The sequence below is a fragment of the Ensifer sp. LC163 genome, from assembly GCF_001695855.1.
Classification (GTDB): domain Bacteria; phylum Pseudomonadota; class Alphaproteobacteria; order Rhizobiales; family Rhizobiaceae; genus Ensifer.
The window spans coordinates 82174-107493 of record NZ_MBSS01000023.1; the positions used below are offsets into that span (position 1 = coordinate 82174).

The 25320-nt window shown below is 63.1% G+C and carries 15 protein-coding genes; 4 read left to right on the forward strand and 11 right to left on the reverse strand.

The features are described from left to right. Window positions 1–122: 122 nt before the first annotated feature. Window positions 123–1139 carry a LacI family DNA-binding transcriptional regulator gene (locus BC360_RS18640; protein ID WP_065796458.1) on the forward strand — a complete coding sequence of 339 codons (1017 nt, stop codon included), beginning with the start codon at window positions 123–125 and terminating at the stop codon, window positions 1137–1139. Window positions 1140–1176: 37 nt separating this feature from the next. Here the strand turns inward: BC360_RS18640 and BC360_RS18645 are convergent, their stop codons facing one another. The 4 genes from BC360_RS18645 to BC360_RS18660 form a co-directional block, all read right to left on the reverse strand. Further along, window positions 1177–2418 carry an MFS transporter gene (locus BC360_RS18645; RefSeq protein ID WP_065796459.1) on the reverse strand — a complete coding sequence of 414 codons (1242 nt, stop codon included), beginning with the start codon at window positions 2416–2418 and terminating at the stop codon, window positions 1177–1179. After that, window positions 2418–3059: a TonB-dependent receptor domain-containing protein gene (locus tag BC360_RS18650; RefSeq protein ID WP_065796460.1), complete on the reverse strand. Its 642-nt coding sequence runs from the start codon at window positions 3057–3059 to the stop codon at window positions 2418–2420. The genes BC360_RS18645 and BC360_RS18650 overlap by 1 nt, the downstream gene beginning before the upstream one ends. 36 nt (window positions 3060–3095) lie before the next feature. Then, window positions 3096–4118 (reverse strand): serine hydrolase domain-containing protein, encoded by a 1023-nt coding sequence (locus BC360_RS18655; protein WP_065796461.1) that lies wholly within the window; start codon window positions 4116–4118, stop codon window positions 3096–3098. A gap of 112 nt (window positions 4119–4230) precedes the next feature. Beyond that, complete coding sequence (locus BC360_RS18660; protein WP_065786088.1) at window positions 4231–4812, reverse strand: TetR/AcrR family transcriptional regulator; 582 nt, start codon at window positions 4810–4812, stop codon at window positions 4231–4233. An 89-nt stretch (window positions 4813–4901) separates the two neighbouring features. On the opposite strand from BC360_RS18660, the gene BC360_RS18665 reads away from it, so the two are divergent. Further along, window positions 4902–5810, forward strand: a complete 909-nt coding sequence (locus BC360_RS18665; protein ID WP_065786089.1) for an SDR family oxidoreductase — start codon at window positions 4902–4904, stop codon at window positions 5808–5810. 35 nt (window positions 5811–5845) lie between these two features. On the opposite strand, the gene BC360_RS18670 is transcribed toward BC360_RS18665, so the two are convergent. After that, a complete protein-coding gene (locus BC360_RS18670; protein ID WP_065796462.1) occupies window positions 5846–11662 on the reverse strand; it encodes an alkaline phosphatase D family protein in 5817 nt (1938 codons plus the stop codon). A 473-nt stretch (window positions 11663–12135) separates the two neighbouring features. Between BC360_RS18670 and BC360_RS18675 the strand changes: the two genes are divergently transcribed. Together BC360_RS18675 and BC360_RS32790 are read left to right on the forward strand one after the other, a co-directional pair. After that, on the forward strand, window positions 12136–16164 hold the full coding sequence (locus tag BC360_RS18675) for an AAA and adenylate/guanylate cyclase domain-containing protein (protein WP_065796463.1): 4029 nt from the start codon (window positions 12136–12138) through the stop codon (window positions 16162–16164). A gap of 115 nt (window positions 16165–16279) precedes the next feature. Further along, complete coding sequence (locus BC360_RS32790) at window positions 16280–16534, forward strand: hypothetical protein (protein WP_053251358.1); 255 nt, start codon at window positions 16280–16282, stop codon at window positions 16532–16534. A gap of 145 nt (window positions 16535–16679) precedes the next feature. Here the strand turns inward: BC360_RS32790 and BC360_RS18685 are convergent, their stop codons facing one another. The 6 genes from BC360_RS18685 to BC360_RS18705 form a co-directional block, all read right to left on the reverse strand. After that, window positions 16680–17300: a pentapeptide repeat-containing protein gene (locus BC360_RS18685; protein WP_065796464.1), complete on the reverse strand. Its 621-nt coding sequence runs from the start codon at window positions 17298–17300 to the stop codon at window positions 16680–16682. A gap of 143 nt (window positions 17301–17443) precedes the next feature. Next, on the reverse strand, window positions 17444–19843 hold the full coding sequence (locus tag BC360_RS18690) for a phosphoketolase (RefSeq protein ID WP_065796465.1): 2400 nt from the start codon (window positions 19841–19843) through the stop codon (window positions 17444–17446). Window positions 19844–19912: 69 nt separating this feature from the next. Further along, complete coding sequence (locus tag BC360_RS31705) at window positions 19913–20068, reverse strand: hypothetical protein (protein WP_139110104.1); 156 nt, start codon at window positions 20066–20068, stop codon at window positions 19913–19915. Window positions 20069–20096: 28 nt separating this feature from the next. Then, a complete protein-coding gene (locus BC360_RS18695; RefSeq protein ID WP_065796466.1) occupies window positions 20097–21209 on the reverse strand; it encodes an ABC transporter permease in 1113 nt (370 codons plus the stop codon). A gap of 2 nt (window positions 21210–21211) precedes the next feature. Further along, window positions 21212–23998, reverse strand: coding sequence for a ribosome-associated ATPase/putative transporter RbbA (gene rbbA, locus BC360_RS18700; RefSeq protein WP_065796467.1), 2787 nt, complete (start codon window positions 23996–23998; stop codon window positions 21212–21214). Next, a complete protein-coding gene (locus BC360_RS18705; RefSeq protein ID WP_065796468.1) occupies window positions 23998–25062 on the reverse strand; it encodes an HlyD family secretion protein in 1065 nt (354 codons plus the stop codon). The genes rbbA and BC360_RS18705 overlap by 1 nt, the downstream gene beginning before the upstream one ends. Window positions 25063–25320 lie beyond the last annotated feature (258 nt).

The following is a 25320-nucleotide window of genomic DNA, read 5'->3' on the forward strand; positions in this document are numbered from 1 at the left end:
GCCGGCCGTTCATTCCGTGAATATTTCGCAGTCGACACTGCCTATCCCTCGGAAATAAATCTATAAACGAAACCCAAAAGAAAAATGGGGGCGCTTCGACCGTGAACAGACAAATCAAGACGATGGAGGATTTTTCGGAGTTCGTCGGTTTGTCGCGCCCCACAGTCTCCAAATATTTCAACGATCCGACTTCGGTTCGCAAGAAGACCCGCGACGCCATCGAGGCCGCCATCAAGCAATCGGGCTTCAGGCCCAACATCTTCGCCGTCAATCTCAACCGGCGGCGAACCAATATTCTTGGCGTCATCGTTCCCAATTCGACCGACCCGTTCTACATGGCGCTGACACGACGGATCGAGCATATCGCCAACCAGGCGGGTTTCCTCGCTTTCGTGCTTTCCTCCGACGGCAAGCCGGAGATGGAAGAGCGCGCCATCGAGACCTTCAAGTCGATGAACGTCGCCGGCGCCATCATCGCCCCGCTCGGCGTCCAGTCGCATCACCAGAAGCTCACCTCTCTCGGCCAGAGCATTCCGCTGATCTATGTCGACTCGCCGCTCGACGGCAGCTCCTCCTTCGTCGGCACGGACAACCGGCAAAGCTTCAAGCTGATGGTCGATTATCTCTGCCGGTCCGGCGAGCCGCCCTGCTATTTCGGCATGCCGCCGGTTAACAACAACGCGTTGGCCCGCCAGCACGCCTATGAGGAGGCGATGCAACAGTTGAAGATGGATCCCGTCATCGTGCCGACGGCGCCGAATGCTTCGTGGGACTTCGAAAAATTCGGCTACGACGAAACGCTGCGCATTCTGGGTGAAGGTGGTTTTCCGACGAAGACGGTGCTCTGCGCCAACGACCGCGTCGCCTTCGGCGTGATTGCCGCGGCCTTCCAGTCCGGCATCAAGGTCGGCCGCGAACTGGACAGCGACCTGCGCGTGGCAGGCCACGACGACCATCCGCTGTCGCGCTACACCTGCCCACCGCTGACGACCGTGGCCCAGAACTACAACGAGATCGGCCGGCTGGCGATCGAGCTTCTGTTGTTCAAGCTTGGCGAAACGGAAAATGCCGACCAGGCCTTTCCCGCCGACGAGCGCATTCTGCTGAGCGCCGAGATCATGCTGCGCGGCTCTGCCTAAGCCAAACCCCAGCGCCTATCGACCGAGGAGATTGGCGTCAGGCAACGGCTTGGCTTGGCAAGCGATGCTGGCGCACGAGAAGCACAAGCAGTGGCGCTGCCAGCGTCGAGACGATCGCGGCACTGAGGAAAAAGGCCGTATAGCCGAAGTGCTCGGCGATCCAGCCGGCCCCAAGGCCGCCGGCCATGCTGATGAGACTGTCCATGCACTGGAACAGGGTGAAGTCGACGCCCGCCTGCCGCGGATCCGCCCAGCCCATGAACTGGGCGTAAAGTGCGACGAAGCCAACGGCCATGACGCCGGACGAACTGGCAGCAGCGGTCGTGATCACCAGCGATCTTGGCAGATCTCCATGAGAGGCGATGAAGGCGAAACCGCCCAGCATGACGACCTGCAGCAGCAGCGCGCCGACCAGTACCGTGCCGGCGCCCCGCAGACGCACCAGCAAACCGCCCAGCAGCGCTCCGCCGAAACCGACCAGCATGCTGCCGAGACCGTTCAAGATGCCGACATCGGCCAGACTGAAACCATAGTCGATCAGGAACGGCCCGAGCATGGCGATCCCCCATTTCTGGGCCGAGACGTAGACCGCGGCCATCAGCAGCCCCTTGCGGACGTCGGGTCGCCTGAGGGCTGCCGCAAGCGACGGGGTATGATTGCGCACTTCATTCGAAACACGCCGACCGGGGCCGAGCAGGAAGGGAAGTCCAAGGGCGAGCACGATCGCGGCCATGATCCAGACGGCAGGCGCCCAGCCGAGCCGTTCGACGAACACGAGAAACAATCCCGCGCCGATCGCCGATCCGACATAGGCGCCGCCCACCTGGGCGGCGTTGCCCCAGCCGTGGTGCTCCTTGGCGAGCGTTTCCACCGCATATCCATCGCAAGCGATGTCGACGGTGGACGTGACAAGGGCAATGAAGACGAGGCAAACAAGCATTAGGCTCAGTCTGTCGGGTCCGAGAATGCCGAGCGCCGCCAGGGCGAGTGCGCAAAGCACGCCGCCGAGGACAACGATGATCGACGATCGGTTACGGCCGGCGGCCGGCAGGCGGAACCGTTCGACGTAGGGCGACCAAAGAAATTTGAGCGCCCAGGGCAGCACGGCCAGGTACACCAGGCCGATCCGGTCGAGCGGCAGCCCTTGCTCCCGCAGGACTGCGGGCAGGCCCAGCATCGTCAGTCCGCCGATCACGCTCTGGGCGACATAAAGGCCGCCGACCGTCAGGAAGACCGCGGCCGGAGACGGTGTCGCGGATGCCCGCTCTCGATGCGCCATCAGAAGCGGTAACGCATGCTGGCGACAACCTTGCGGCCCTCGTCGAAGTAGCAGAAGCCCGTGATGCAGAGCTGCTCGACCTCGTTCAGCAGGTTGGTCGCGTTGAGCTGCAGGCGCACACCCTCAAAGGACGGATTGACTGCGCCGAGATCATAGCGGACCGACGCATCGACGAAGGTGCGCGCCTGGTTGTTGAGAACAGGCGTGTGGACATTGTCGCCGAAGCTCGATCCGACATAGCGGACGCCGGCGCCGACGCCGAGCCCTTCGAGCACGCCGGATTGTACTTCGTAATCAGCCCAGAGCGAGAACATGTGATAGGGCGAGGAGTTCAGCGTGTTGCCGAGCGTCTCTGACGTCAGCTTGGTGATCTCGACGTCGTTGTAGGAGTAGGAGGCGATGAAGCTCCAGCCGTTGTCGAGCGACGCGTTGCCTTCGAGTTCGAAGCCGCGGGATTTGAGGTCGAGCTGGCGCAAAAGGTTCAGGCCCGAAGACGTCTCGTAGACGGTGGCGTTTTCCTGGTCGATGTCGAAGACCCAGGGCCGCGACAGGCGCCCTGTCGATGCACACGGACCGTGTGTTTTGACAATGGATGTTGCACAGCAGCAACGGCCCGACAGCGGCCGCAAGATCGAGCCCAAACGGCATTCAACAACTGGCAGATCCTGGCCGCACCATTATTCGCCGAGGCGTGGCGCCGCCTTGACAGTGTCGATGATGTTGCCGAGCAGCAGATGCAGCGCATCGCGATAGCCGGTGCGTGCCGACGGGCCGCTCTCCTGCGAGGTCATCACCACGGTGAGGTCAAGCGCCGGGACGATATAGAGCATCTGACCGCCATAGCCCCAGGCGAAATGCACGGTCTCACCGGCGATCTGGCGCTGAAACCAGCCGTAGCCGTAGATGTCGCCGGAGAACCGCGAATTGGTGCGCGGTTGCCAGGAAAGCGCGATCCACTGCGCCGGCACCACCTGTCGACTATCGGCGGTTTTGCCGCCGTTGCGGTATGTCTCGCCGAAGGCAAGCAACGATCGCGCGCTCATCGCCATCTGGTTGCCGCCGAGATAGATGCCCTGGGGATCGCGGTCCCAGGCATCGATGCGAAAGCCCTTGATCGGACCGAGCCATTCCCGGGCGAGAGCAAGCGTCGGCTTGCCGCTGACCTTGGTCAGGATTGCCGAGAGCAGATGGGTGGACGCGGTCGAATAGAGCATCGGCCCACCCGGATCATCGTCAAACGGCTGTGCCAGAGCGGAACGAACCCAGTTCCGACTGGACACCCAACGTCCGTAATTGGGGCCGGACATCCGCCCGAGACCCGCCTGCATCGACAGCAGATGGCCGATGGTGATGTCCTCAAGCCGCGGATCCGGCGGAGCCGGCAGCTCCGCCTTGAGGATCGGAGCGATCTTCTGGTCCGGCCCCTCCAATAGGCCCTTGTCGATCGCGATGCCGACCAGGGCCGATACGATCGATTTGGAGGCCGACTTGATGTTGGTGGTGTCCGTCGGGCGGTTCCCCTGGTAGCCGCGTTCGGCAACGACGGAGCCGGCCCTGGCGACAATCACCGTTTTCAATGGCTTCAGGTCGTCGCGCGCCGCAAGTCCGTCCAACAACGCCGGAAGCGATGGCCAATCCAGCGCGACGGCCGAGGAGCACATCACCAGCAAAGAAAAAAATGCAGCAGCAAACCTGATCATGCATTCCGATCTAGGGTGAATGCGCGGCCACGTCATGGCCCCGCGAACAATGTCACGGGGATTTGAAGCCGGGTGACCGGCCTCATCGTGGCGCAATCGACAGGCAGCTTCATCACCCGCGCGGCGCGGAAGCGTCTGCGCCCAGGAAGGACACGAAACGGCGTAGGCTCTGGCTAACGAAATCGGCAACCGGGGTCTGCGGGTCGAAACTCCACCAAAGCAAGGCCCCCTGCCAGTGGGACGCCATCAGGAGACCGATGCCGGGCACCGGCGCCGACGGGCCAGCAAAGCACTCGTCCAACGCCTGGGAAAGCACATCGCGCCACTGCGCACCGCGGGCGCGGAGCGCGGGGTCGCGCAAATCCTCGCGCAGGATCCGAAGGCCGTCGGCATAGGTTTCGATACCGCCATAGTCGCCGGACAGTCCGACGAGCAGATCGACGGCGCCGTCCGGCGTCTTCGGCAGGGTCGCGGAAAGCTCGGCAGTCAAGCGGTCGAGCCCGTCCCAGGCCTGCAGAAGTGCACACTGAATGAGCTTCTGCTTGTTCTCGAACCGCTGGACCAGGGTGGAGGCGGAAAGCCCCGTGCCTGTGGCAAGGGCGGCAAAGGTCAGGCCCTCCGGTCCGCTCGCATGCATGATTGCCAGTGCGGCTGCCAACACGTCTTCATCAGGCATCGTTTTGGGGCGTGGCATCTTGACTCTCGTTAATAACCGAATAATCGTTTATATATCTCATTCTCGCAGCCACAACCAGATGCCGCGGGTCACCGGTGGAGGAAAACATGACGCTTAGGCGAAGAATTGCTTTGGTCGCAGGCGCCACCCGCGGCGGCGGACGCGGCATCGCCGCCGAGCTCGGTGCCGCGGGTGCGACCGTCTACGTCACCGGCCGCACCACAAGAAATCAGCAATCGGAATACAAGCGCCCGGAAACGATCGAGGAAACGGCGGAACTCGTCAGCGAACTCGGCGGCGAAGGCATCGCTGTGCAGGTCGATCATCTGCAGTCCGAAGAGGTGAAGGCGCTCGTCGAACGCATCCGCCGGGAGCAGGGCCGGCTCGACATTCTCGTCAACGACGTCTGGGGCGGTGAAAACCTGTTCGAATGGAACAAGCCGGTATGGGACCATGATCTCGACAACGGCTTGAAGCTGCTTCGCCTGGCAATCGACACGCACCTCATCACCGCCCATCACGCCCTGCCCCTGATGATCGAAAATCGCGGCGGGCTGCTTGTCGAGGTGACGGACGGTACCGCCGAGTATAATGCCGAGCACTATCGGCTCTCGCCGTTCTATGACCTCGCCAAGGTCGCGGCCAATCGCATGGCCTGGGCGCACGCCAAGGATCTGGAACCCCACGGCGCCACGGCCGTCTCGATTACCCCGGGCTGGATGCGATCGGAGATGATGCTGGAGCATTTTCAGGCCAAGGAAGAGACTTGGCATGAGGCAACGAAGATCCAGCCGCATTTCGTCATTTCCGAAAGCCCGCGCTTCGTCGGTCGCGCCATCGCGGCGCTTGCCGCGGATCCGCAGAAAGCCCGCTGGAACGGACAGTCGCTGTCGAGCGGCGGTCTTGCCAAGGAATACGGCTTTACCGATATCGACGGCTCGCGTCCCGATTGCTGGCGCTACATGCGCGAGGTGATGGAGCAGGACAAGCCCGCGGACGCGACGGGGTATCGCTGAGACATCTCGCCCGAAAGCGCTCAAGACCTTCTCCGTCAGATCGTCAGCGTCTGGACCGCGCCATCGCCGAACTCGCAATCGAGTTCCCACCCGGTGCCGACTGAGCGGACACGCAAGAACGTCGCCCCATCTCCCGGCGCAGGCCGCGTGGCATTCACGACGCAACGATATGTCCTGGCACCATCAGGAATCGCGATCGTCTCGCTGTCGACGATCTCCTCGTCGATGCCGTTTGCGAAGGGATAGGGCGCAAACATCGCCGCCGTGTGGATCGAGTGGAGACGGGTGATGAGAGAGCCATCCTCATTGCAGAGGTCGACCGTCGCGACGCAGGCCCGGTGTTCGTCGCCCGAGAGAAACACCACATGCTCGATCCGGTTCTCGGCGATATAGGCCAGCACCTCGCGAAGCGTGTTGGGATAACCGTCCCAACCGTCGGAATGCAGCGCGCTCAGGTTTCTCCAGGAGAGGCTGCCGTCGCGCTGTATGGCGCGACGGTGCCGCGGCAGCAACATCGCCGGCGACACGACGAATTTCGGCGCCGGCGCCAACAACAGCCATTGCTTCAAACTCTCCATCGTTGCCGGCGCGACCATCGCAGCCGCCTTCAGGCCGTCGCCGACCTTGCGGTACGTGCGTTGCGTCCGCGTGTCGAGCATGAAGAAATGGAAGCCGTCGAAATCGAACATCTCAAGCTTGGCATGTATGCCGCACTGATATTTCCAATAGGCGTCGATACCGCGCGTCGCCTTGCCGGCATTGTCACAATCGTCGGGCTCGGCGCTCGGTTCCCGATTGTCGGGCTCGGCGATCGGTTCCCAATTGTCGTCGATCTCATGGTCGTCGAGCAGCATGAAGGACGGGATCTGCCTGAGGACGTTGCGCACGCTGCGCTGGCTGAGCCAGGTTTCATAGGGCAGGCGGTAGCGATCATCCCGCCCGGTCGGGTCATAAAGCCCCGCCGTCGGGTCGACGTAGACCTGGTCGCCGACAAAGAGCGCGAACCGCGGCTTTATGCCGGCTTTCGCCTCCAGCCGCTCGCCGATGCGGCCATAAGATTGATAGGCTGCGGCCTCGTCGAGAAAACCAGCCGGATACTGGCACGAAGAGAGCGTAAAACTCGTGCCGCTCGGCGTCGGCTCCAAGGCCGGCAGTAAAGGTGGATCGTAGGGGATGATGCCATCTCTGAGGTCGAAGTCCTGTTCGACAGCGGGCAAACGTGCCGTCTGCCTGCCACCCTGACGCTTTGCGTTCGCAGAAGGAAAGGCGATTGCACGCTCTACCGCGGCCGCCATTTTCTCAAACCGGCCGAAGGCGAATGCAACTGCCTGCCCGTTTGAAACATTGCCCGCCCCTGTCGGATCCAGCCGCCGCATCCGCCTCTGCGCGATATCGGCAACGAAATAGCCGTAGGCAGGTCCTTGCCCGGCGCGACCGGGCTGCGTCAGGCCCCGGTCAAAGTCGAAGGTCGGCAAGGACGGACCTGCTCCAACATTACCGGTCGGCCCAACATCACCGGTCGGGTCGGTCCGAGCGACGGCCTCGCGCAACACGATCACCGGCGTCGGCGCGGCGACGGGTTCAGGGGGTGGCGCTGGCTCCTCGTGGTCGAGGTCAGGTACCGCCAGAAGGGCATCTTCGTCGTAGACCAGCAGGACCAAAAAGGCGTTGCCGCGATTTGCCCCGTTGCCCGGCATGCGGGCCAACAGCGGGACTTCGAACGCGTCCCAACCGTCCTCCTCGAGTTCTTTCGAGGCATAGACCACCAGATGCTCCATGAGATAGCCCGTATCCCAAGGCAGCGCCGCGTCGTCCGGCCGACAGATACGATCGTCGACGAGCTGGATGCGCAGGAGCAGCGCGGCTTCGGCCGCCCGGTGGGACGGCGCCGAACCAAGCCGGATGACGAGCGCCGGGGTCTTCGGGCGCTCTTCTGTGAGGATCGGCCCGATCCATGGCGGATAGACGGCTTTTTCGCTGTCGGCGCTGTGGGCCCGTCCGGGGATGTCTGCGTCGAGGAACTGCTGGATCCGCTGCATCGTCGCGTGGCGCGCCGTTCCGACCAGCGCATCCTGATGGCCGGCACCCGGATTGACGAACGGCGGGGTATAGATCCGACCGGCATCGCCCAGGATCTGTCGCATGCGATCAACAGTCGAGACGTGCGATAGACCGTTTTCTGCGCCATGGACGCTGAAGGTCGGGAACGACCAGTGCCTCTCCAGGTTCTGACGCGACACCAGGCGGTTCCGTCCGTGAAAATCGGTCATCGTCGAACAGCGCACGAAATGCAGGGTGGACGATACCGTCGACAGGCTTAGCGGACCGAAATGCTCGTCAATATGGCGCAGCATCTCGGGCTCCATGTTGCGCACGTTGAAGTCGCGACCGTAGAGCGCGTCCATGCGATGCCGCGTGCGCGTCCATGGCGTTCGCTTCGTTGGCCATAGCGGGTTTTCGACATCGAACTCCTCGACGGGATAGGGCAGCGTCGACAGCAAACGATCGAGAAGATCGTCGGCGAGCGTCGGTTCCTTCGGGCAGAAACTGTAACTGTCCGGCAGGAAATCCATGAGGTACCGTACGACATAGGCACGAAAGATGTTGGCCGGCGCGAAGACGATGAGCGGGCCAACCTGCGTGAACGCTGCGCGATTGACGAGCCCGGTCGCATGACCGTTCAGCACCGCGATGCTGAAGACGACGGTTCCCATGCAATGGGCGATAACGTCGACCGTCCCGTCCGGCGACGTCGCCGCCACCGCCTTCAGCGCTGCCGGTACGTCGACATTGCCGATCTGGTCGAAGCTCCACGCCTCTGTCGCCGTTGGCTGGCCGGCACTGGTTCGCAGATCGGCGATCCATATGTCACGGCCCGTGCACCAGAAATGGCTGGCGAAATTGGGATTGACCGCATGATGGGCAAAGGTCGTGCCGCTGGCACTATAGCCGTGGAACATCACCAGCGGGCGCTTTTTGGTGTTGGGATGGCGATAGCGCGTCAGGCGCACTTCTCCGGGAACATCGTCGCCTCCGCCGTCCGGCCGTTCCCGCGCTATCGCGATGCGATGCAGTTCGGCGGTGATCGATGCGCCGCCCGGCAGGCTCAAAGTGGTCGGTGGCAGGCGGTTGACAACCGCATCCGGTGGCCGCTTGTCTTGGTCTGGCGCACGGAAGCTCCAGATGTGCATGCCAAGCAGAAGCCGCGTCACGAAGCCGAAGAACGTCAGGAGTTCGCCGATGGTGTTGGCGCCATCGCGTTGATTGACGATCCGAAACAGCGGCACGCTGATCCGCGCGAGATAACCGGCGTCGAGCTTCAGGACGCGCTCGCGGCTGTCACCGTTCAGCCCGGGAAACCTGTCGAGCGTCACTTCCATGAGCTGGCGCCAGGGATTACAGCGCCGCTCGTAGGTGAAGGTCTTGGTACCGACGATGCGGTTGTCGCCGAGCGTAATCTTGCCGCCCACGTCCGGTGGTCCGATGGTCAGATCATAACGGAGTGTCCTGATCTCTCCGGAGCGACTGGCGATCGCGAATGCCGATTTGGCCCGCGCCCAGGTCCCGGGTCCACCATCGCCGTCAACACGTGCCTGGTAGCTGTCGCGCAGGCCCCGGTTCAGCACCCACGCCTTGCCGGCGCGCCATACGCGCCCAAGCACCGTGCTCCGCTGTCGCTCGAATATCCGCAGGCTGCCGGAGATCGGCGCGCTGAATTCGACGGCGGCATCGAGTTTCTGCTCCTTCAGATGCAAAGGCAGCCAGGTCTTTTCCAACGCTTCCCAGGTATCCCTTGGGAAAATCCGGATCTGGCTCCGGATGGCACGAGCCGGCACTTCGGTCGCGACACGAATGATCGGGTGGCTGCCATTGTTCGGCGTCAACTGTCCAAGCGTCGTGGGTGTGAACCGCATGGTCAGCTCGACGATCCGGGTTTCCTCGACCCCACCCTTCGGCGTCAGCCGAACGGGGCCGACAAGCCGTTCGATGATCTCCACCTCGCTCGACTGAGCTCGCGCGGCAACGTCGGTGCTGCGAAAGACGGGCCGGACCAGCGGTGCGCCGACGGGCCGGATTTCGGCCGCCGCATAGTCCCATTCGGCCGCCAGCGCCTCTGCCGCGCGCAGCGCAATCGCCGCAATCGTCAACGCGGGGTTCGTCGCAAGCGCTGTCGGAACAATCGACCCGTCAAGGACGACCAGACCATCATGCACCGCATCGGAATCCGTCGACGTGAACACGCGGCCAAGATGATCGACCACACCGTCCGCGCCGGTATCAGCCATCGCGCAGCCGCCAAGCGGATGAACCGTCGCCAGCGGTCCACGTTGATCCCTAAGCAACCAGGCCAGGTCGGCCGGCAACAGCTTCCAGACCGGATTGGGAATGAGGCGACCGCCAGAGTCTTTCGTCAACGCCGCGAGCGCCTCGACCTCCTTGTCGAAGACGGGCAGGCTTTGCAGTTTGTCCCAGCGGATCCGGGCAATGCCATCGCGACCGGCAGCGACTGGATCACCGTCGAGCTCGATCCGGCCCGCCGCGCCATCATCGGCCATGACGGCATAAAGCGCCGAGCGCCCGATACGTTCCGCCGGCACCGCATAGATATCGTCATCCGGAAACCCTTGCCGGTGCCTGGTACCGTCATATCTTGCAAGACCGTGCAGCGTATTGAGCGTGGCAAAAACCTCGGCGAAGGCGATGCGCAAAGCTGCCGGCACCGACATTTCCTCGATCATCACACCGGCGGAGGCACGCAGGTCGATCACGCCAGTGATCGTCGGCCCGATGGCCCGGGTCGATGGCTTGACCGTTTCGTCGGCGACGGTGTTGACGTCGGCGCCGGTGGCATAGTCGGCGACCAGCATGTCGCCATTGGTCGAGCACCGCGTGCCGAGGTTCCTGTCCGCCAACTGCAGGCCTGCGCCTCGCGACCGCATGAGAATTTCGCTCGAGCCGAGCGTACCGGCGGCGAGCACGACCTTGCGTGCCCTTATCGGCACCGGATCGGCGTCGCGCTTGCGGAGCTTCGCGTTGGTGTGAACGGTTCTGATGATCCACCCGGCATCTCCTTCCCTGGCTATGCTGAGCACCGTCGCGCCGCTGAAGATTTCGGCGCCGTATTCATGCGCCCGTACAAGCAAATTGACGTCGAGCGAGTTCTTCGCGCCACCATTGCAGCCGGTCGCGCAATCACCGCAGCGCACGCATTTGTTCAGGCGCACATTGCCCGAGCTGGTGGTGTCACTCATTGCGACCGTGATCGAAGCCGGCCGGAAATTGCCGTCAGGCGCGATGGCGCGCACCGAACGAAACTTTTGTGGCACGCCGTCGACATGATCGGCGATGGTGTTGGGGGCGCCCATGATGGTGCCGCCGAGCAGATCGCGGGCACGATCGAAACAGGACTTCCAGGCCGAGAGATCCTTCAGGGCAGTCGGCCATCCCTTGTGAAATACTTCTGGCAGCGGCGTTTCCATGACACCGGCATTGATCAGCGAACCGCCGCCCACACCATTGGCGACGACGGCAATGACCTCCTCGCCAATTCTGATGTCGATCAGCCCCTCCTTGTTGTTGTCGCCGCGAATATGGCGCGGCAATTCACCGAGCCCTGTCGGAAACGAGCCCGGCAGATATTCACGCCCGCGCTCGAGCACGCCGACGGAGATCGGTCGGCCCCCATGCGTGCGGCCGGCGAAGGTCGACGCGGCGATGGAGCCGCCATAACCGCTGCCGATGATCAGGACATCGAAGTGCACATCGGCAGGCGCCTTGCGAACGCGATCAACCAGCCGTTCGAAGCCCTGCGATATCCAGGCCGTTTTCGATTCCGTGTCGAGGTCGCTCATGCCGACCTCCGCGGCGAGCTGCCGCGGCGCGCGCGGACCGGATATCGCAACGTCTGATCGGCGGCGGCCCCCAATCGGTTGCCGACCTGCCATCTGTCTTTGCCGATGTCGTTTCTCTGCATAGTGTTCTCCACCAGATATGCCGCCACCCTCGGTCGCGGCCGCTTTTCTTCCGGTCTTTCGACGCCTGCAAAATATGGTCGCATCCGTTCCATGCCTCGAAGCCAAGAGATACCGACTTAACCTTGGGTTGCATGCAAGCACAAAGCACCGCATCGGCCCTTCCGACCCGTGCCCTGATTCCGACTGAGGTTGAGAGACCCCTCTTAGCGCCAGGCGAATTATATGCGAAAGTCTGCAGATACGTGAGAGGGGGCACACTAATCCAGAAGTAGTAGGCTCCTCGCCCCATCGTATGAGCAAACTGGGCGCCGGCGCTTCCTTCGTCTTTCTGCAGCCGTGAGAAAGAAGTCATGGGAAAAAACGATCCGCTCCTGGAGGGCTTCCTGCCACTGGAATTGCTCGGCAGGATCCATGGCGCCAACGGCGACCGCCCCGCGGCCGTCGAGTTTCCGGCCGCGGTGTTGTTCGTGGATGTGTCGCGTTACACGGCCCTCGTCGAACAGTTGGCTCGGCGCGGACAGGAAGGCCTGGAGCAGATCCCGAAACTGCTGACGCTTTCCTATGCCCGCTGTGCCGAGCAGATCTGCAGCCGTGGTGGCGAAGTCCTCTATTTCTCCGGCGATTCCCTCCTTGCGTACTGGGCCGCAGGCAATGCCGGCCTTGGCCATGCCGTGCGATCCGCAACCGACTGCGCAGAAGCAATCTGCCGCGACCAAGGCGCTCGACCGGAGGCGGCCACGGGCGAAGTCGGGCCTGGACTTCATGTCGGCGTCGGAGCGGGACAACTATGGGCCGCAGCACTCGGTGGTCAGCCGGTTTGGAACCTGATTGCCGGCGGCGACGCCGTCATGCAGGCAGCAAGTGCGCAGAGCCGGGCCCGTCGCTGGGAGTATGTGCTGTCGGACGGCGCGACAAAGGCGATTTCGCTTGCGGAGACCGCAAGCGGTGAAGATGCGCCTGACGGCGCGCCTTCGGCGCCGCCGACGCTGCGAACCGAATGGTTGGCAGGCTTCCTGCCACCGCAGTTGCAAGACATCGTGCAGGCCACGGAGAATGCCGCTGTCGTGGCCCATTACGGTTTCCCGCATGCCGAAGGCAATGGTCCGAGAGCGGACGTGCGGCTGGACCGGCTTGCCGAGATCCGGCCAATTTCGGCCCTGTTCGCGCGGATCGCCGGGCTCGATCACAGCGACCCGATGGCACTCGCCCGCCACCATGACCTCTGCACCGCGCTGCAAGCCGACCTGCAGAATTCAGGCGGGCCACCCGGCGAACTGCTCTTCGATGACAAGGGCCTCGTCTTCATCGCGGCTTTCGGTGCCCGCGGCACCTTTCACCGCGACGACCCGCAGCGCGCCGTCGATGCGGCACGGGCCATCTGTCGAACTGCCCAACGCTTCGGCCTCGCCGTATCGGTGGGTGTGGCGACGGGCGACGCACTCTTTCGCGTCGTCGGCAGCGCCCGCAGGCGCCAACTGATGGTTCTCGGGCCGCCGGTCAATCGTGCCGCCCGTCTGATGGCGGTCGCTGCGGATGACATTCTCTGCGATGCGCCGACCGAGCGGGCAAGCCGGGCAGCGTTCTCCTTCGAACGGCGTGGCGCGCTGCAACTGGAAGGCCTCGGCGACATGGCGCCGGCGTTCCGGCCCCAGACACGGCGCCCGGCAGCGCCGATGTCGACGGGCCTCATCGGCCGTGAACGTGAGCTGCGGTTCCTGAGAGCCACATTTACCAGCGTCAGTAGCGGCACCAATAGCCTGGTGGTCGTTCTCGGCGAACCGGGCATCGGCAAGACCAGGCTCGTCACAACCTTCACGAACGAATTGCGGGCAAAGGGTGCGGTCGTCGCCGTTGCACCCGCCGAGCGCGATGACCGGCGCACCTCCCTTTGGGCATGGCGGCGGGTCATCGAGACCCTGCTTGGCCTGCCCGCCGACAGCGATGGTACCCGCCTGTTTGAACGCATTCATGACCGCGTCAAGAATGACGCAGCCATTGTCGCGCGGCTTCCCCTGCTTGCCGACGTCCTGGCCGTCGACATCCCCCAGAACGAAAGTACGAAACACCTCGACGGCGCACACCGGGCGGACGCAACCATGCGCCTGATGGGCGACATCATCGCTACTGCTGCTCCGCATCCGCTGACCCTGGTGCTGGAAGACAGCCAATGGCTCGATTCAGCCTCGTGGCGGCTCGTGGAATGGGTGCTCGGTTCGCAATCGTCGCTGCTGGTGATCCTGTGCGTTCGATCCGAGGAGATTCCGGAAGAGGTGAAAAGCCTCAGGCGCAGGGCCGAGTCCGCCCGCCTCGGCGCCGGGACATCGGAGACCGACGATCCGGCGCGCTTTTGTCAGCTCCTGGAGCTTGACGAGCTGAACGATGCCTCGATCTGGAAGCTGGTTGAGCGGACGTTGGGCAAGGCGCCGCCGCATGACGAACTGGCGCATCGGATTTCACAGCTTGCCGGCGGCAATCCGTTCTTTGCCGAGGAAATCGCTTTGACGCTGAAGAGCGAGGGTCTGATCGCCATTCGCGATGGTTTCTGGCGCTCCATCCGACCGCTCGACGACCTCAGATATTTCGAAGGTGTCGAGCGGGTCATTCGCGAGCGTCTCGATCGCCTGACCGGCTCGGCCCAGGACGTCATCAAGGCTGCGGCCGTGGTCGGACGCTCGTTCACCGCCACGGAGCTCAAGTCCCTGCTGGAGCCGGAGTTGGACGGCGAGAGCGTCTATGCTGCGCTCGAGACGCTTGTGGCCGCCCATCTGGTGCGCGCAGAAGAGCAACCGGGAAACTATGCGTTTCGCCACGACCAGACGCGCGACGTCGTCTATGGATCCATTCCGGGGGACCTGCGCAACCGGCTTCACGGCGCGCTCGCAACCTGGATCGAGGCCGGTCGGAAGGTTGCGGTAGGCGCCGACGTCGCCGTCCTCGTTCAACATTTCGAAGCGGCGGGCAACAACGAGAAGGCAGTGAAATATGCCGATCTCGCCGCGACCAACGCACTGCAGATCGGCGCCTTCCGCGAGGTCGAGGCGTTTGTCGGCATCTGCCTCGGTCACGAACCCCGGAAGCAACCGTGGAGTGACGATCAACGGCTGCAGGCCGTCCGTTGGCGCCGGCAGCTCGCCGAAGCCCACTATAGCCGGGGCGATATCCACGCTCAGGGCGTTGCCGTCCGGCGGGCGCTGAAGGCGGCCGGCGCCCCCGTGCCGACCTCGGCGAGCGGGACGCTGGTCGGCCTGATCCTGCGGGGTGCCCGGCTTGCCTACCAACAGGCGTTCCCGCCGTCACCGGACTGGGCTGGAAAACCGAACCGCTTGCGGTGGGAGCGCGAAATGGCCCGTTGCCTCAACCAGGCGGCGATGGTCGACTATTTCGAGCTGCGCTTCTCGCGCGGAATGTGCAATCTCGTCGGCGCCGTCACCCATGCGGAGCGCACTGGCTCTTCCGTCGAAACCGCGGTTGCGTCGGCACAACTGGCCTGCGGCTTCGGCATGATGGGCTGGCGGCGCGTATGCCACCACTTCATGTCGAGGGCCGAAAAGGTCGCGATCGAGATCGCCGATCCCGCAATCCATTCGCATGTCTGCAATCTCGACGCGCTCTGGCGCATCGGCCAGTGCGACTGGGAGATGGTCGATCGCCGCCTCGATCAGTCGCAGGATCTTTGCCTCAGGGCCGGAGACCAGCTGCGCTGGTGCAATGCACAGGGCATGCGCTTCTGGTCGCTTTACTATCGCGGGGACTGGAGCGCGCTGGAGCCGACGGCGCTGACGCTTTTATCTCGGGCCCAGAATGCGGGAAACATCCAGCAGGAAATCTGGGCCCTGCGCTGCAAGGCCCTTTGCGTGCTGCACATGGATCGACCGCGCGAAGCGGTGGAGGTGCTCAGGCTGATCACGTCGGCCATGCTCGGCTCCGTCGATCTTGCCGCGCAGATATCGGCGCGCGGGGCGCTGGCGCTGGCGCTCGCCCGCATCGGCAGACACGGCGAAAGCGTCGAGGCGGCCGTCGATACGCTGCGCCTCCTGCGCGCCATGCGCCGCCCCTCCTCACACAGCACGCTGATCGGCATTTCCGGCGTGGCCGAGGTACTGTTTCGTGGACGGGAGGCCGGCCTGTCGCGCGAGTATGAACAATGGGGTCATTGGGAGCGCCAGGTGCTGCATGAGCTTTCGCGCTATTGCCGGGTATTCCCGGTCGGCACGGCGCAATACGGACTGTGGTGCGGCCTGGCGCACTGGCTGGACGACAGCAAGGACCGCGCGCTGTCGACGTGGAAGCAGGGGCTGGCCGCAGCCAAGCGCCTGTCGCTCAGGCAGGACGAGGCGACCATCGCAGCGGAGATACGGCGTCGGCAGGACAATGTCTGATCGGCAACAGGCGGCCCTCAAGACGGCCTCGGCCTGGCGCTGTTTCGGTGGACGGCCTTGAACGCACCCCTCGCCTCCTATAGTTCGGGTCCCGAGTTGATTTTGGATTGGGACAATCGTGTCGAGAGATCGTTATTCGAGAAAACTGGAATGCTCGAAATGTGGGGCATCCGGCTTTGCCGAGGCCTCGGAAAACGACGATCCGAAAAGCAGGACCCGTGGTTTCCTCATCGATCATATGCCAACCGGCTTTTCAACGGAGCGCCCGTCGAGCGACCCTTCCAAACACATGATGCGGTGCCGCTGCGGCAATATCTTCGCCTTCAAGCAGAAGACGGTCTATGCGCCGAGCGGCGAACCGCGAAATTAAACGCGTTCGCTGCCTGCACCCGCAGGTATCGCAGAAAAGCAATCTACAGCGTTTCCGGCCCAAACGGAGTCGCTGAAACGCTCTATCTCCTTGTTTCCAAGCGTTTCCTGACGGAACCCCGCTTCGCGCTATTCCTGGAAATGCTCTAAGACGCCCGGACCACCAGGCCCATGGCCTCGCAGATCATCACCGACTGCTCGATCGTGATGACGGCGCGCTTCAGCGTCACCGTTTCAGGCTCGATTGAACTTATATCGCTGCCCCGCAGATCACATCCGCTGAAATTGGCACTGTGAAGCCAGGCACCCGACAGGTCGAGGCCATTCATGGTTCCGCCCTCGCACCGCGCGCCGGTGAGGTCGGCCTCGCGCATGATCGTGTCGGCAAAAACGGCGCTGCGAAGGTCCGCGCCCGGCAATCCGACGAAGGACCAGTTCCCACCCTTGACCCTCGTCGCGTCGAACTTGCAGCCGTCAAACATGCTGCCGACGAATTTGCAGTCGTTGAAGATGACGTCGTAGAAATTGCAGCCGACAAAGGTGCAGTTGATGAAGGCGCTGCCCTCATGGCGCGAGCAATTGAACTTGGCGCGGCGGAAGGTGCATTCCTTGAAGACGGCCCCGGCGCTCGTTGCCTCGGTCATATCAAGATCCGAGAAAAGCGTACGGCTGTGGTTGCGGTCGGAGATATCCAAGCCGTACCAGTCTGCACCCGCAACAGTGGTCTCCGTTGCGGGGGCTGCTTCTCCGTGTTTGCGTTCGGCCATCTTCCCCCGCCCTTCCCAAATTCAAGCGTTGTCACCGCGCACGATTGCGGCCACTGCATCGACCTTGACTGCCGTTGCCGGTCTATTGCTGTAGAGCACTCCGTCAGCGCCTTCAACGGCCTGCACCAACCACGCCGCGAAGATTAGCCCGGCCAGCGCCAATCCTGGATTTCAGGCATGTCCTCGCCATATTCGCGGACATAACGATGGTGTTCGTCGAGCTTGGCGTGAAGCTCGGCGACAACGCCCGCCGCCTTTTCCGCAAGCCCCGGAACCCGGGCGATCGCTTCCAGCGCCAGATGAAAACGATCGAGTTCGTTAAGCACCGTCATGTCGAAAGGCGTGGTGGTCGTGCCCTCCTCGATGAAGCCGCGCACGTGGAAGTTCTCGTGGTTGGTGCGCCTATAGGTGAGCCGGTGGATCAGGTACGGATAGCCGTGATAGGCGAAGATCACCGGCCGATCGGTTGTGAAGATCCGGTCGAACGCCTCGTCCGACAGGCCATGCGGATGCTGGTCTCTGGATTGCAGCGCCATCAGATCGACGACATTGACAACGCGGACCTTCAGCGCCGGGATCTTCCGGCGGAGAGAATCGACGGCCGCGAGCGTTTCCATGGTCGGCACATCGCCGGCACAGGCCATCACCACGTCAGGCGCCACCGCGCCGTCTTCGTTTCCGGCCCATTCCCAGATGCCGATGCCGGCCTCGCAGTGCCTGATCGCCTCGTCCATCGTCAGCCATTGCGGCTCGGGCTGCTTGCCCGCGACGATGACGTTGATGCGGTTGTAGGTCTTGAGGCAATGGTCGCCGGTCCACAGCAATGTGTTGGCGTCCGGCGGCAGATAGATGCGCACCACATCGGCCTTCTTGTTGGCGACGAGGTCGACGAAGCCCGGATCCTGGTGGCTGAAGCCGTTGTGGTCCTGGCGCCAGACGTGCGACGTCAGAAGGTAGTTGAGCGACGCAATCGGCTTTCGCCATTCGAGTTCGCGCGACACCTTCAGCCATTTTGCATGCTGGTTGAACATCGAGTCGACGATGTGGATAAAGGCCTCGTAGCAGGAGAAGAAGCCGTGGCGGCCGGTAAGAAGATAACCTTCGAGCCAGCCCTGGCACAGATGTTCGCTGAGAACCTCCATCACCCGTCCGTCGCGCGACAGGTGCACGTCGTAGGGCTCGATCTCCTCCATCCACACCCGGTCGGTCACTTCGAACACACTGCCGAGCCGGTTCGATTCGGTTTCGTCCGGACCGAAGATGCGGAAGTTGCGGTTCTCGGCATTGAGCGTCAGCACGTCCCTGAGGTAGCGTCCGAGCATCTCGGTCGATTGCACCATCAACTGGCCGCGGGCGGCGGGGTCGACAGCCACCGCATGGTCGGCGATCTCAGGCACGGCGAGCTTGCGGCGCAAGAGACCGCCATTGGCATGCGGGTTTGCGCCCATCCGGCGCCTGGCCGTTGGCGCCAGAGCCCGCAGTTCCTCTTTCAGGCGCCCGTCCCGGTCGAACAGGTCTTCGGGATCGTAGCTGCGCATCCAGTCTTCGAGGATCTTGCGGTGGCCCTCGTCACCCCGGCAATTCGACACCGGCACCTGATGCGAACGCCAGAAACCCTCGACCTTCTTGCCGTCGACTTCCTTTGGACCTGTCCAACCCTTGGGGCTTCGAAGCACGATCATCGGCCAGCGTGGGCATCGGCCGGGATCGGCCCGGCCCTGGCGAGCGTCATCCTGAATCGTGCGGATGCGGGCGAAGACGGCATCGAAGGTGGCCGCCATCTGCTGATGCATGTCGGCCGGATCGTGGCCGACGACGAAAAACGGCTCGTAGCCGTAGCCGCTGAACAGCTGCCGCAGGTCCTCGTCGCTGGCGCGGCCCATGATCGTCGGGTTGGCGATCTTGTAGCCGTTGAGGTGAAGGATCGGCAGCACCGCGCCGTCGCGCGCCGGGTTGAGGAATTTGTTCGAATGCCAGCTGGCGGCGATCGGGCCGGTTTCGGCCTCGCCGTCGCCGACCACGCAGGCGACGACGAGGTCCGGATTGTCGAAGGCAGCGCCATAGGCATGCACCAGGGCATAACCGAGCTCGCCGCCCTCATGGATCGAACCCGGCGTTTCCGGCGCCACGTGGCTCGGAATGCCGCCGGGGAAGGAAAACTGCCGGAAAAGCTTGCGCATGCCCTCCGCACTCTCGGCGATATCAGGGTAGACCTCGCTATAGATGCCTTCGAGATAGGTATTGGCGACCATGCCCGGACCGCCATGGCCCGGTCCGCAGACATAGATCATGTCGAGATCGGCCTTGCGGATCATGCGGTTGAGATGGGCGTAGATGAAGTTGAGGCCCGGCGTCGTGCCCCAATGCCCAAGCAGCCGCGGCTTGATGTGCTCGGCCTTGAGCGGCTCGCGCAAGAGCGGATTGTCGAGCAGGTAGATCTGCCCGACCGACAGATAGTTGGCGGCCCGCCAATAGCGGTCGATGAGGGCGAGTTCGCCGGCGTCGAGCGCCTGTGCACCGGATTTCTGGATCGTCTTTTCCATAAGTCTGCTCCCGTTTCGACCGGATGGCGTTCAAACTAGTGCGACCGGATGTGCCGGCCATGCGCTGGATCAATTGCTTGAAAGAATGGCAAGCGCCTCCTTGGCGATGATCTGTTCCTCGTCCGTGGGAATGACGTACGCCCTGATACGGCTTCGCTCGGCGCTGATAACGCTGGCGTTCACGCCATTTTCCTGCCCGTCGATTTCGAGCCCCAGCCATGTCAGCCACGGCGACCGCGCCGTGGCGCATGGGCTATTTCAGGAACGCCCGGAAACGGCGCATGGCGAAGGCAAAGAGAATGGCGCCGATCACCAGCAAGGCAAGAAGCTGCGGCCAGACCACGTCCAACCCCGCATCGCGGAAAAGAACCGCCTGCGCCAGAATGACAAAATGGGTGTTTGGCGCCGCCAGCATGATGTTCTGGATGATTTCGGGTATGCTTTCGCGCGGCGTCATGCCGCCGGACAAAGCCTGCAACGGCAGAAGCACGAGCATCAGCAGCAGGCCGAACTGCGGCATCGAGCCGGCGATCGTCGCAAGCAGGATGCCCATCGACGTCGTTGCGAACAGTTGCAAGGCCGTCGCCAGCAGGAACAGCGCAAACGAGCCCTGCACCGGCACCGCCAGCACCCCCTTGACGACGAAGACGAGCGAAACCGCCGAGGCGAGCAGCACCACCAGCCCCATCGACCAGACCTTGCTGACCATGATTTCGAACGGGGTCACGGGCATGACCAGCAGGTGCTCCACCGTTCCATGCTCGCGCTCGCGGATGAGGGCCGCCCCGGTCAGGACGATCGACAGGATGGTGATATTGGTGATGACGTTCATCACCGCGCCGAACCAGCCCTTGTTCAGTTCGGCATTGAACCTTGCCCGCAGGACGAGGTCGACCGGCAACTTCTGTTCGCTGCGATGGCGGTCGAGGAAGTCCGAGACCTCGCCGATGACGATCTGCTGGATGTAGCCATTGCCGGAGAAGGCCTGGCTCATGCGCGTCGCATCGACATTGAGCTGGATCGTCGGCGAGCGTCCGGCCAGCAGATCCGTCTGGAAATTCGGCGGAATGTCGAGCGCGAAGGTGTCGAGACCCTGATCCATCCGCCGGTCCATTTCCGCCGGCGTGATCATCTGCGGGGGCACGAAGTAAGGCGGATAGAAAGCCGTGGAAATCCGCGTCGAAACCGGCGAGCGATCCTCGTCGACGATGGCGACCGCGGCGCGGTTGAGCGTTTCCGGCATCGCCGTTGAGCCGGTATAGACCGACAGCGTGAAGGAATAGACGATCAGGATCAACAGGATCGGATCGCGCCAGAGCCCCCATAGTTCCTTGATGCCAAGACGGTAGATATGGGACAGGCGCATCGTCACCTCGCCTGCTTCTTGAGGGACAGGGTGCCGATGGCAAGCAGCACCGGCACCGCGATCAGCATCGGCACGAAGGCGCCGGCAAGATCGCCGAAGCCGAGCGCCTTGGAGAAGGTGCCGCGAGCGATCGTCATGAAATGCGTCGTCGGGTAGATCTGACCGATGAAGGCACCCGCCCCTTCCAGCGAGGAGACTGGGTCGATCATGCCGGAATATTGGATGGCCGGGATGAGCGTCAGGATCGCCGTGCCGAAGATCGCGGCTATCTGGCTCGACATGAAGGTGGAGATCACCAGCCCCATCGCCGTTGCCGCCGAGACATAGATCAGTCCAGCGATCGTCCAGGTCAGGAGGCTGCCGGTAAACGGCACGCGGAAGATGAAGATCGCGAACGCCGTCAGCAACACGAAATTGAGCATCGCCAAGGCGATGTAGGGGATCTGCTTGCCGACCAGGAATTCCAGCCGCGTCACTGGCGAAACATAGAGATTGACGATCGACCCCAGTTCCTTCTCGCGCACGACGCTGAGCGCCGACAGCATGGCCGGGATCAGCATCAGCAAGAGCGGGATGACCGCAGGAACCATGGCGACGATGCTCTTGACATCAGGGTTGTAGCGGAAGCGCGTCTCGATCTTGAAGCTGCCGGTGGTTGCGGCGGCCCCGTAGCGTTCGCGGATCTTGCCGGTCAGCCAATGGGCGTGCAGCCCCTGCACGTAGCCCTTGACCGTTTCGGCCCGGCTCGCCATCGCGCCATCGATCCAGGCGGCGATTTCGACCGTGTCGCCACGGGCCGCATCCCGGGCAAAACCCGGCGGGATCTCGATCGCCAGGCTGAGTTCGCCGTTGCGCATGCGTCGGTCGAGGTCGGCATAATCGGTGATCGGGTGTTTCTCGATGAAGTAGCGCGAGCCGGCGATCTCGAGAATGTATTCGCGGCTGGTCGTCGTCTGATCATGATCGAGCACCGCGAAGGTCAGGTCCTCGACATCCATGTTGATGCCGTAGCCGATGACGAACATCAGGATCACGGTGCCGATGGTGGCAAGCGTCGCGCGGATAGGATCCCGGACCAGCTCCAGCGCCTCGCGGCGAGTGTAGCTGAACATGCGACCGATATCGAAAAATCCTGACTTCGAGGACTGCCTCGTCCCGGCCTGTCGCTCGGCTACCGGCTCCAACGGGGCTTTGGCTCGCACCACGGCAGGCGCCGCCTGCTTCGCTCCGGCAATCGCCTCTTCCAGATAGGCGATGAAGGCTTCTTCCAGTGTCGATGCGGAACGGCTCTTCATAATGCCGGCGGGCGTATCGCTGATGAGCACCTTGCCGGCATGCATCAGCGACATGCGATCGCAGCGCATCGCCTCGTTCATGAAGTGGGTGGAGATGAAGATCGTCACCTGCTCGTTGCGGGAGAGTTCGACGAGGATCTGCCAGAAACTGTCGCGCGCCACGGGATCGACGCCCGATGTCGGTTCATCGAGAATGAGGATGTCGGGCGAGTGGATCAGGGCGACCGCGAGCGACAGCCGCTGGCGCACACCGAGCGGCAACGCATCCGGCAAGGCCTCCATCACGCCGGACAGGTCGAAGCGCTCCGCCAGTTCCTCGATTCGATCAGGGATCGTATCCGCCGCCATGCCGAAGAGCTTGGCATGCAGCTCGAGGTTCTGCAGAACCGTCAGCTCCGTATAGAGCGAGAAGGCCTGCGACATGTAACCGACGCGATGGCGCACCTCCATATCGCGCGGGTCGACCTCGCGCCCGAAGAGTTTTGCCGTGCCTTCGCTGGCGGCAAGCAGGCCCGTCAGCATCTTCATCGTCGTCGTCTTGCCGCAGCCGTTGGAACCGAGGAAGCCAAAGATCTCGCCGCGACCGATGCGGAAGCTGACATTGTCGACCGCGACGAAATCGCCGAAGCGCATGGTGAGATTGTTCGCCTCGATGGCGATATCGCCGCTTGCACCTTCCGGACGCGGCGGGATGACGACGTCGTGGTGTTCGCGCCGCAACTCTTCGGGGAGCAAGGCGATGAAGGCGGCATCGAGCGTGTCGACGCCGGTCTTTTCAAGCAGTTCGTCGGGCGTGCCCGTTGCCAGCACCCGGCCCGCGTCCATTGCGACCAACCAGTCGAAACGTGCCGCCTCTTCCATGTAAGCAGTCGCGACGATGACGCTCATGCCCGGCCGCTCAGTGCGGATCTCGTCGATCAGCTCCCAGAACTGTCGGCGCGACAAAGGGTCCACGCCCGTGGTCGGTTCGTCGAGGATCAGGAGATCGGGATCATGGATCAGCGCGCAGCAAAGTCCGAGCTTCTGCTTCATGCCGCCGGAAAGCTTGCCCGCGGGACGTTCGGCAAAGGGGGCAAGGCCCGTGCTTTCGAGCAGGCTGGCGATCCGCCTTTCGCGCTCTTCACGATCATGGCCGAACAGGCGGCCGAAGAAGTCGACATTCTCGAACACCGAGAGCGTCGGATATAGGTTCTTGCCGAGGCCCTGCGGCATATAGGCAATGCGCGGGCAGGTTCGGCGCCGATGGCCGGCATCGGCGATGTCGCCGGCGAGCACCTCGACCCGTCCTGCCTGCACGGCGCGTGCGCCGGCGACAAGAGAGAGCAGGCTCGACTTTCCGACGCCGTCCGGCCCGATCAGGCCGGCCATGCAGCCGGACGGGATGTCGAGCGTCACGTCGTCCAGCCCCTTCGTCTTCCCATAGGAAAGGGTGACGGCATTCAGACGAACCACGGGCTCTGCCGGCGGCAAGCCGGCCCGGTCGGGACCGGTCATCACTGCACCAGCGTGCCGGTCTGGCTTGCCGGCCACTCCGCATTGGGATCGACCTTCACATAGGCAACGCCCGGAAGCCCTGTTTTCACCATGCGGATATATTTCTTCAGCAGTTCCTTCTGCGCCTTGATGCGGAACGTCAGCTTCTGCCGCTCTTCGGCCGTCTCGACCGTTTTCGGCGTGAACTGCGCGACATCGGCGACATAGGACACCTTGGCGGGAATGATGTATTGCGGCGCGGCATCGAGCACGAGCCGGACCTCGCTGTCGATCGACAGGCGGCCGGCCTGATCCGTCGGCAGGAAGAACGTCATGTAGACATCGCCGAGATCGACGAGATTGAGAACGCGGCCGCCGGCCTCCAGCACTTCGCCGGGCTGGACGACGCGATACTGGATGCGGCCATCGCGCGGCGAGACCAGGGTGCTGTCGTTGATGTCGGCGACGATGCTTTCGACCGACGCCTTGGCCGCCTCGACCGAGGCTTCGGCATCGACGACCTGGGATTTGGCCGAGTTGATCGCCGCATTCGAAGCGGCCAGCGAGGCTTCCGCGGCACTGGCAGCAGCTCTTGCACCCTCGGCGGTCGCGCGGTCGTCGTCAAGCACCTGCTGCGAAACGGTGCTTGTCTTGACGAGCTGCTCCGATCGGGCGAGCCGTCGTTCGGCAGCGTCCAGTTGTGCGCGCCGTTGCGCCAGCACGGCATCGGCTGCCGCCTTTTCCGCCTCGCGTTGCGTCACGAGATTCCTTGCCGCCTCGACGCCGATGATGGCGCGCTGCCGCTGTGCTTCGGCCTGGCGCCTATGGGCCTCCAGTTGCACGGTATCCATCTGCGCAAGCACCTGACCGGCGGTGACGAAGTCACCCTCGTCCACCCGGATCTCTTTGATTCTGCCCGGCGTTTTGGTCGAGATATCGATCTCGACGGCCTCGATGCGTCCGTTGCCGCTGGCGATCCCGGCGGGCAGCGCGTTGCGATCCATGTTCTGCCAGGCGTAGTAGCCGCCCGCGAGCGCCAGAACGACCAGACCGATCACGAGCCAATTCTTCCGGGCTTTTTCCATTTCAGCGTCCCACCTTCAAATGCACACCACGACAATAGCCCGCAGCCATCAAAACACAACCGGGAATAGGCCGTGCGCCATGACCCGTCACCGCGGTGTAAACGGATCGCTAAGAGAGGCCCGAAGGACCAGGCCATTGCATTGACTCATGTCAATTCCCCTCAAACCCGCATCGGAACTTGACAAAAGCCGAAACAAAAAATCAAAAGTAAAATCTCAATATTGACATATGTCGATCATTCTGTGATTTTTGTCGAA

Coding starts and splice junctions, on each gene's coding strand:
- BC360_RS18640 (WP_065796458.1), top strand. CDS start 123: ATGGAGGATTTTTCGGAGTTCGTCGGTTTGTCGCGCCCCACAGTCTCC.
- BC360_RS18670 (WP_065796462.1), bottom strand. CDS start 11,662: ATGAGCGACCTCGACACGGAATCGAAAACGGCCTGGATATCGCAGGGC.
- BC360_RS18665 (WP_065786089.1), top strand. CDS start 4,902: ATGACGCTTAGGCGAAGAATTGCTTTGGTCGCAGGCGCCACCCGCGGC.
- BC360_RS18705 (WP_065796468.1), bottom strand. CDS start 25,062: ATGGAAAAAGCCCGGAAGAATTGGCTCGTGATCGGTCTGGTCGTTCTG.
- rbbA (WP_065796467.1), bottom strand. CDS start 23,998: ATGACCGGTCCCGACCGGGCCGGCTTGCCGCCGGCAGAGCCCGTGGTT.
- BC360_RS18690 (WP_065796465.1), bottom strand. CDS start 19,843: ATGGAAAAGACGATCCAGAAATCCGGTGCACAGGCGCTCGACGCCGGC.
- BC360_RS18695 (WP_065796466.1), bottom strand. CDS start 21,209: ATGCGCCTGTCCCATATCTACCGTCTTGGCATCAAGGAACTATGGGGG.
- BC360_RS18655 (WP_065796461.1), bottom strand. CDS start 4,118: ATGATCAGGTTTGCTGCTGCATTTTTTTCTTTGCTGGTGATGTGCTCC.
- BC360_RS18685 (WP_065796464.1), bottom strand. CDS start 17,300: ATGGCCGAACGCAAACACGGAGAAGCAGCCCCCGCAACGGAGACCACT.
- BC360_RS18645 (WP_065796459.1), bottom strand. CDS start 2,418: ATGGCGCATCGAGAGCGGGCATCCGCGACACCGTCTCCGGCCGCGGTC.
- BC360_RS18675 (WP_065796463.1), top strand. CDS start 12,136: ATGGGAAAAAACGATCCGCTCCTGGAGGGCTTCCTGCCACTGGAATTG.
- BC360_RS18660 (WP_065786088.1), bottom strand. CDS start 4,812: ATGCCACGCCCCAAAACGATGCCTGATGAAGACGTGTTGGCAGCCGCA.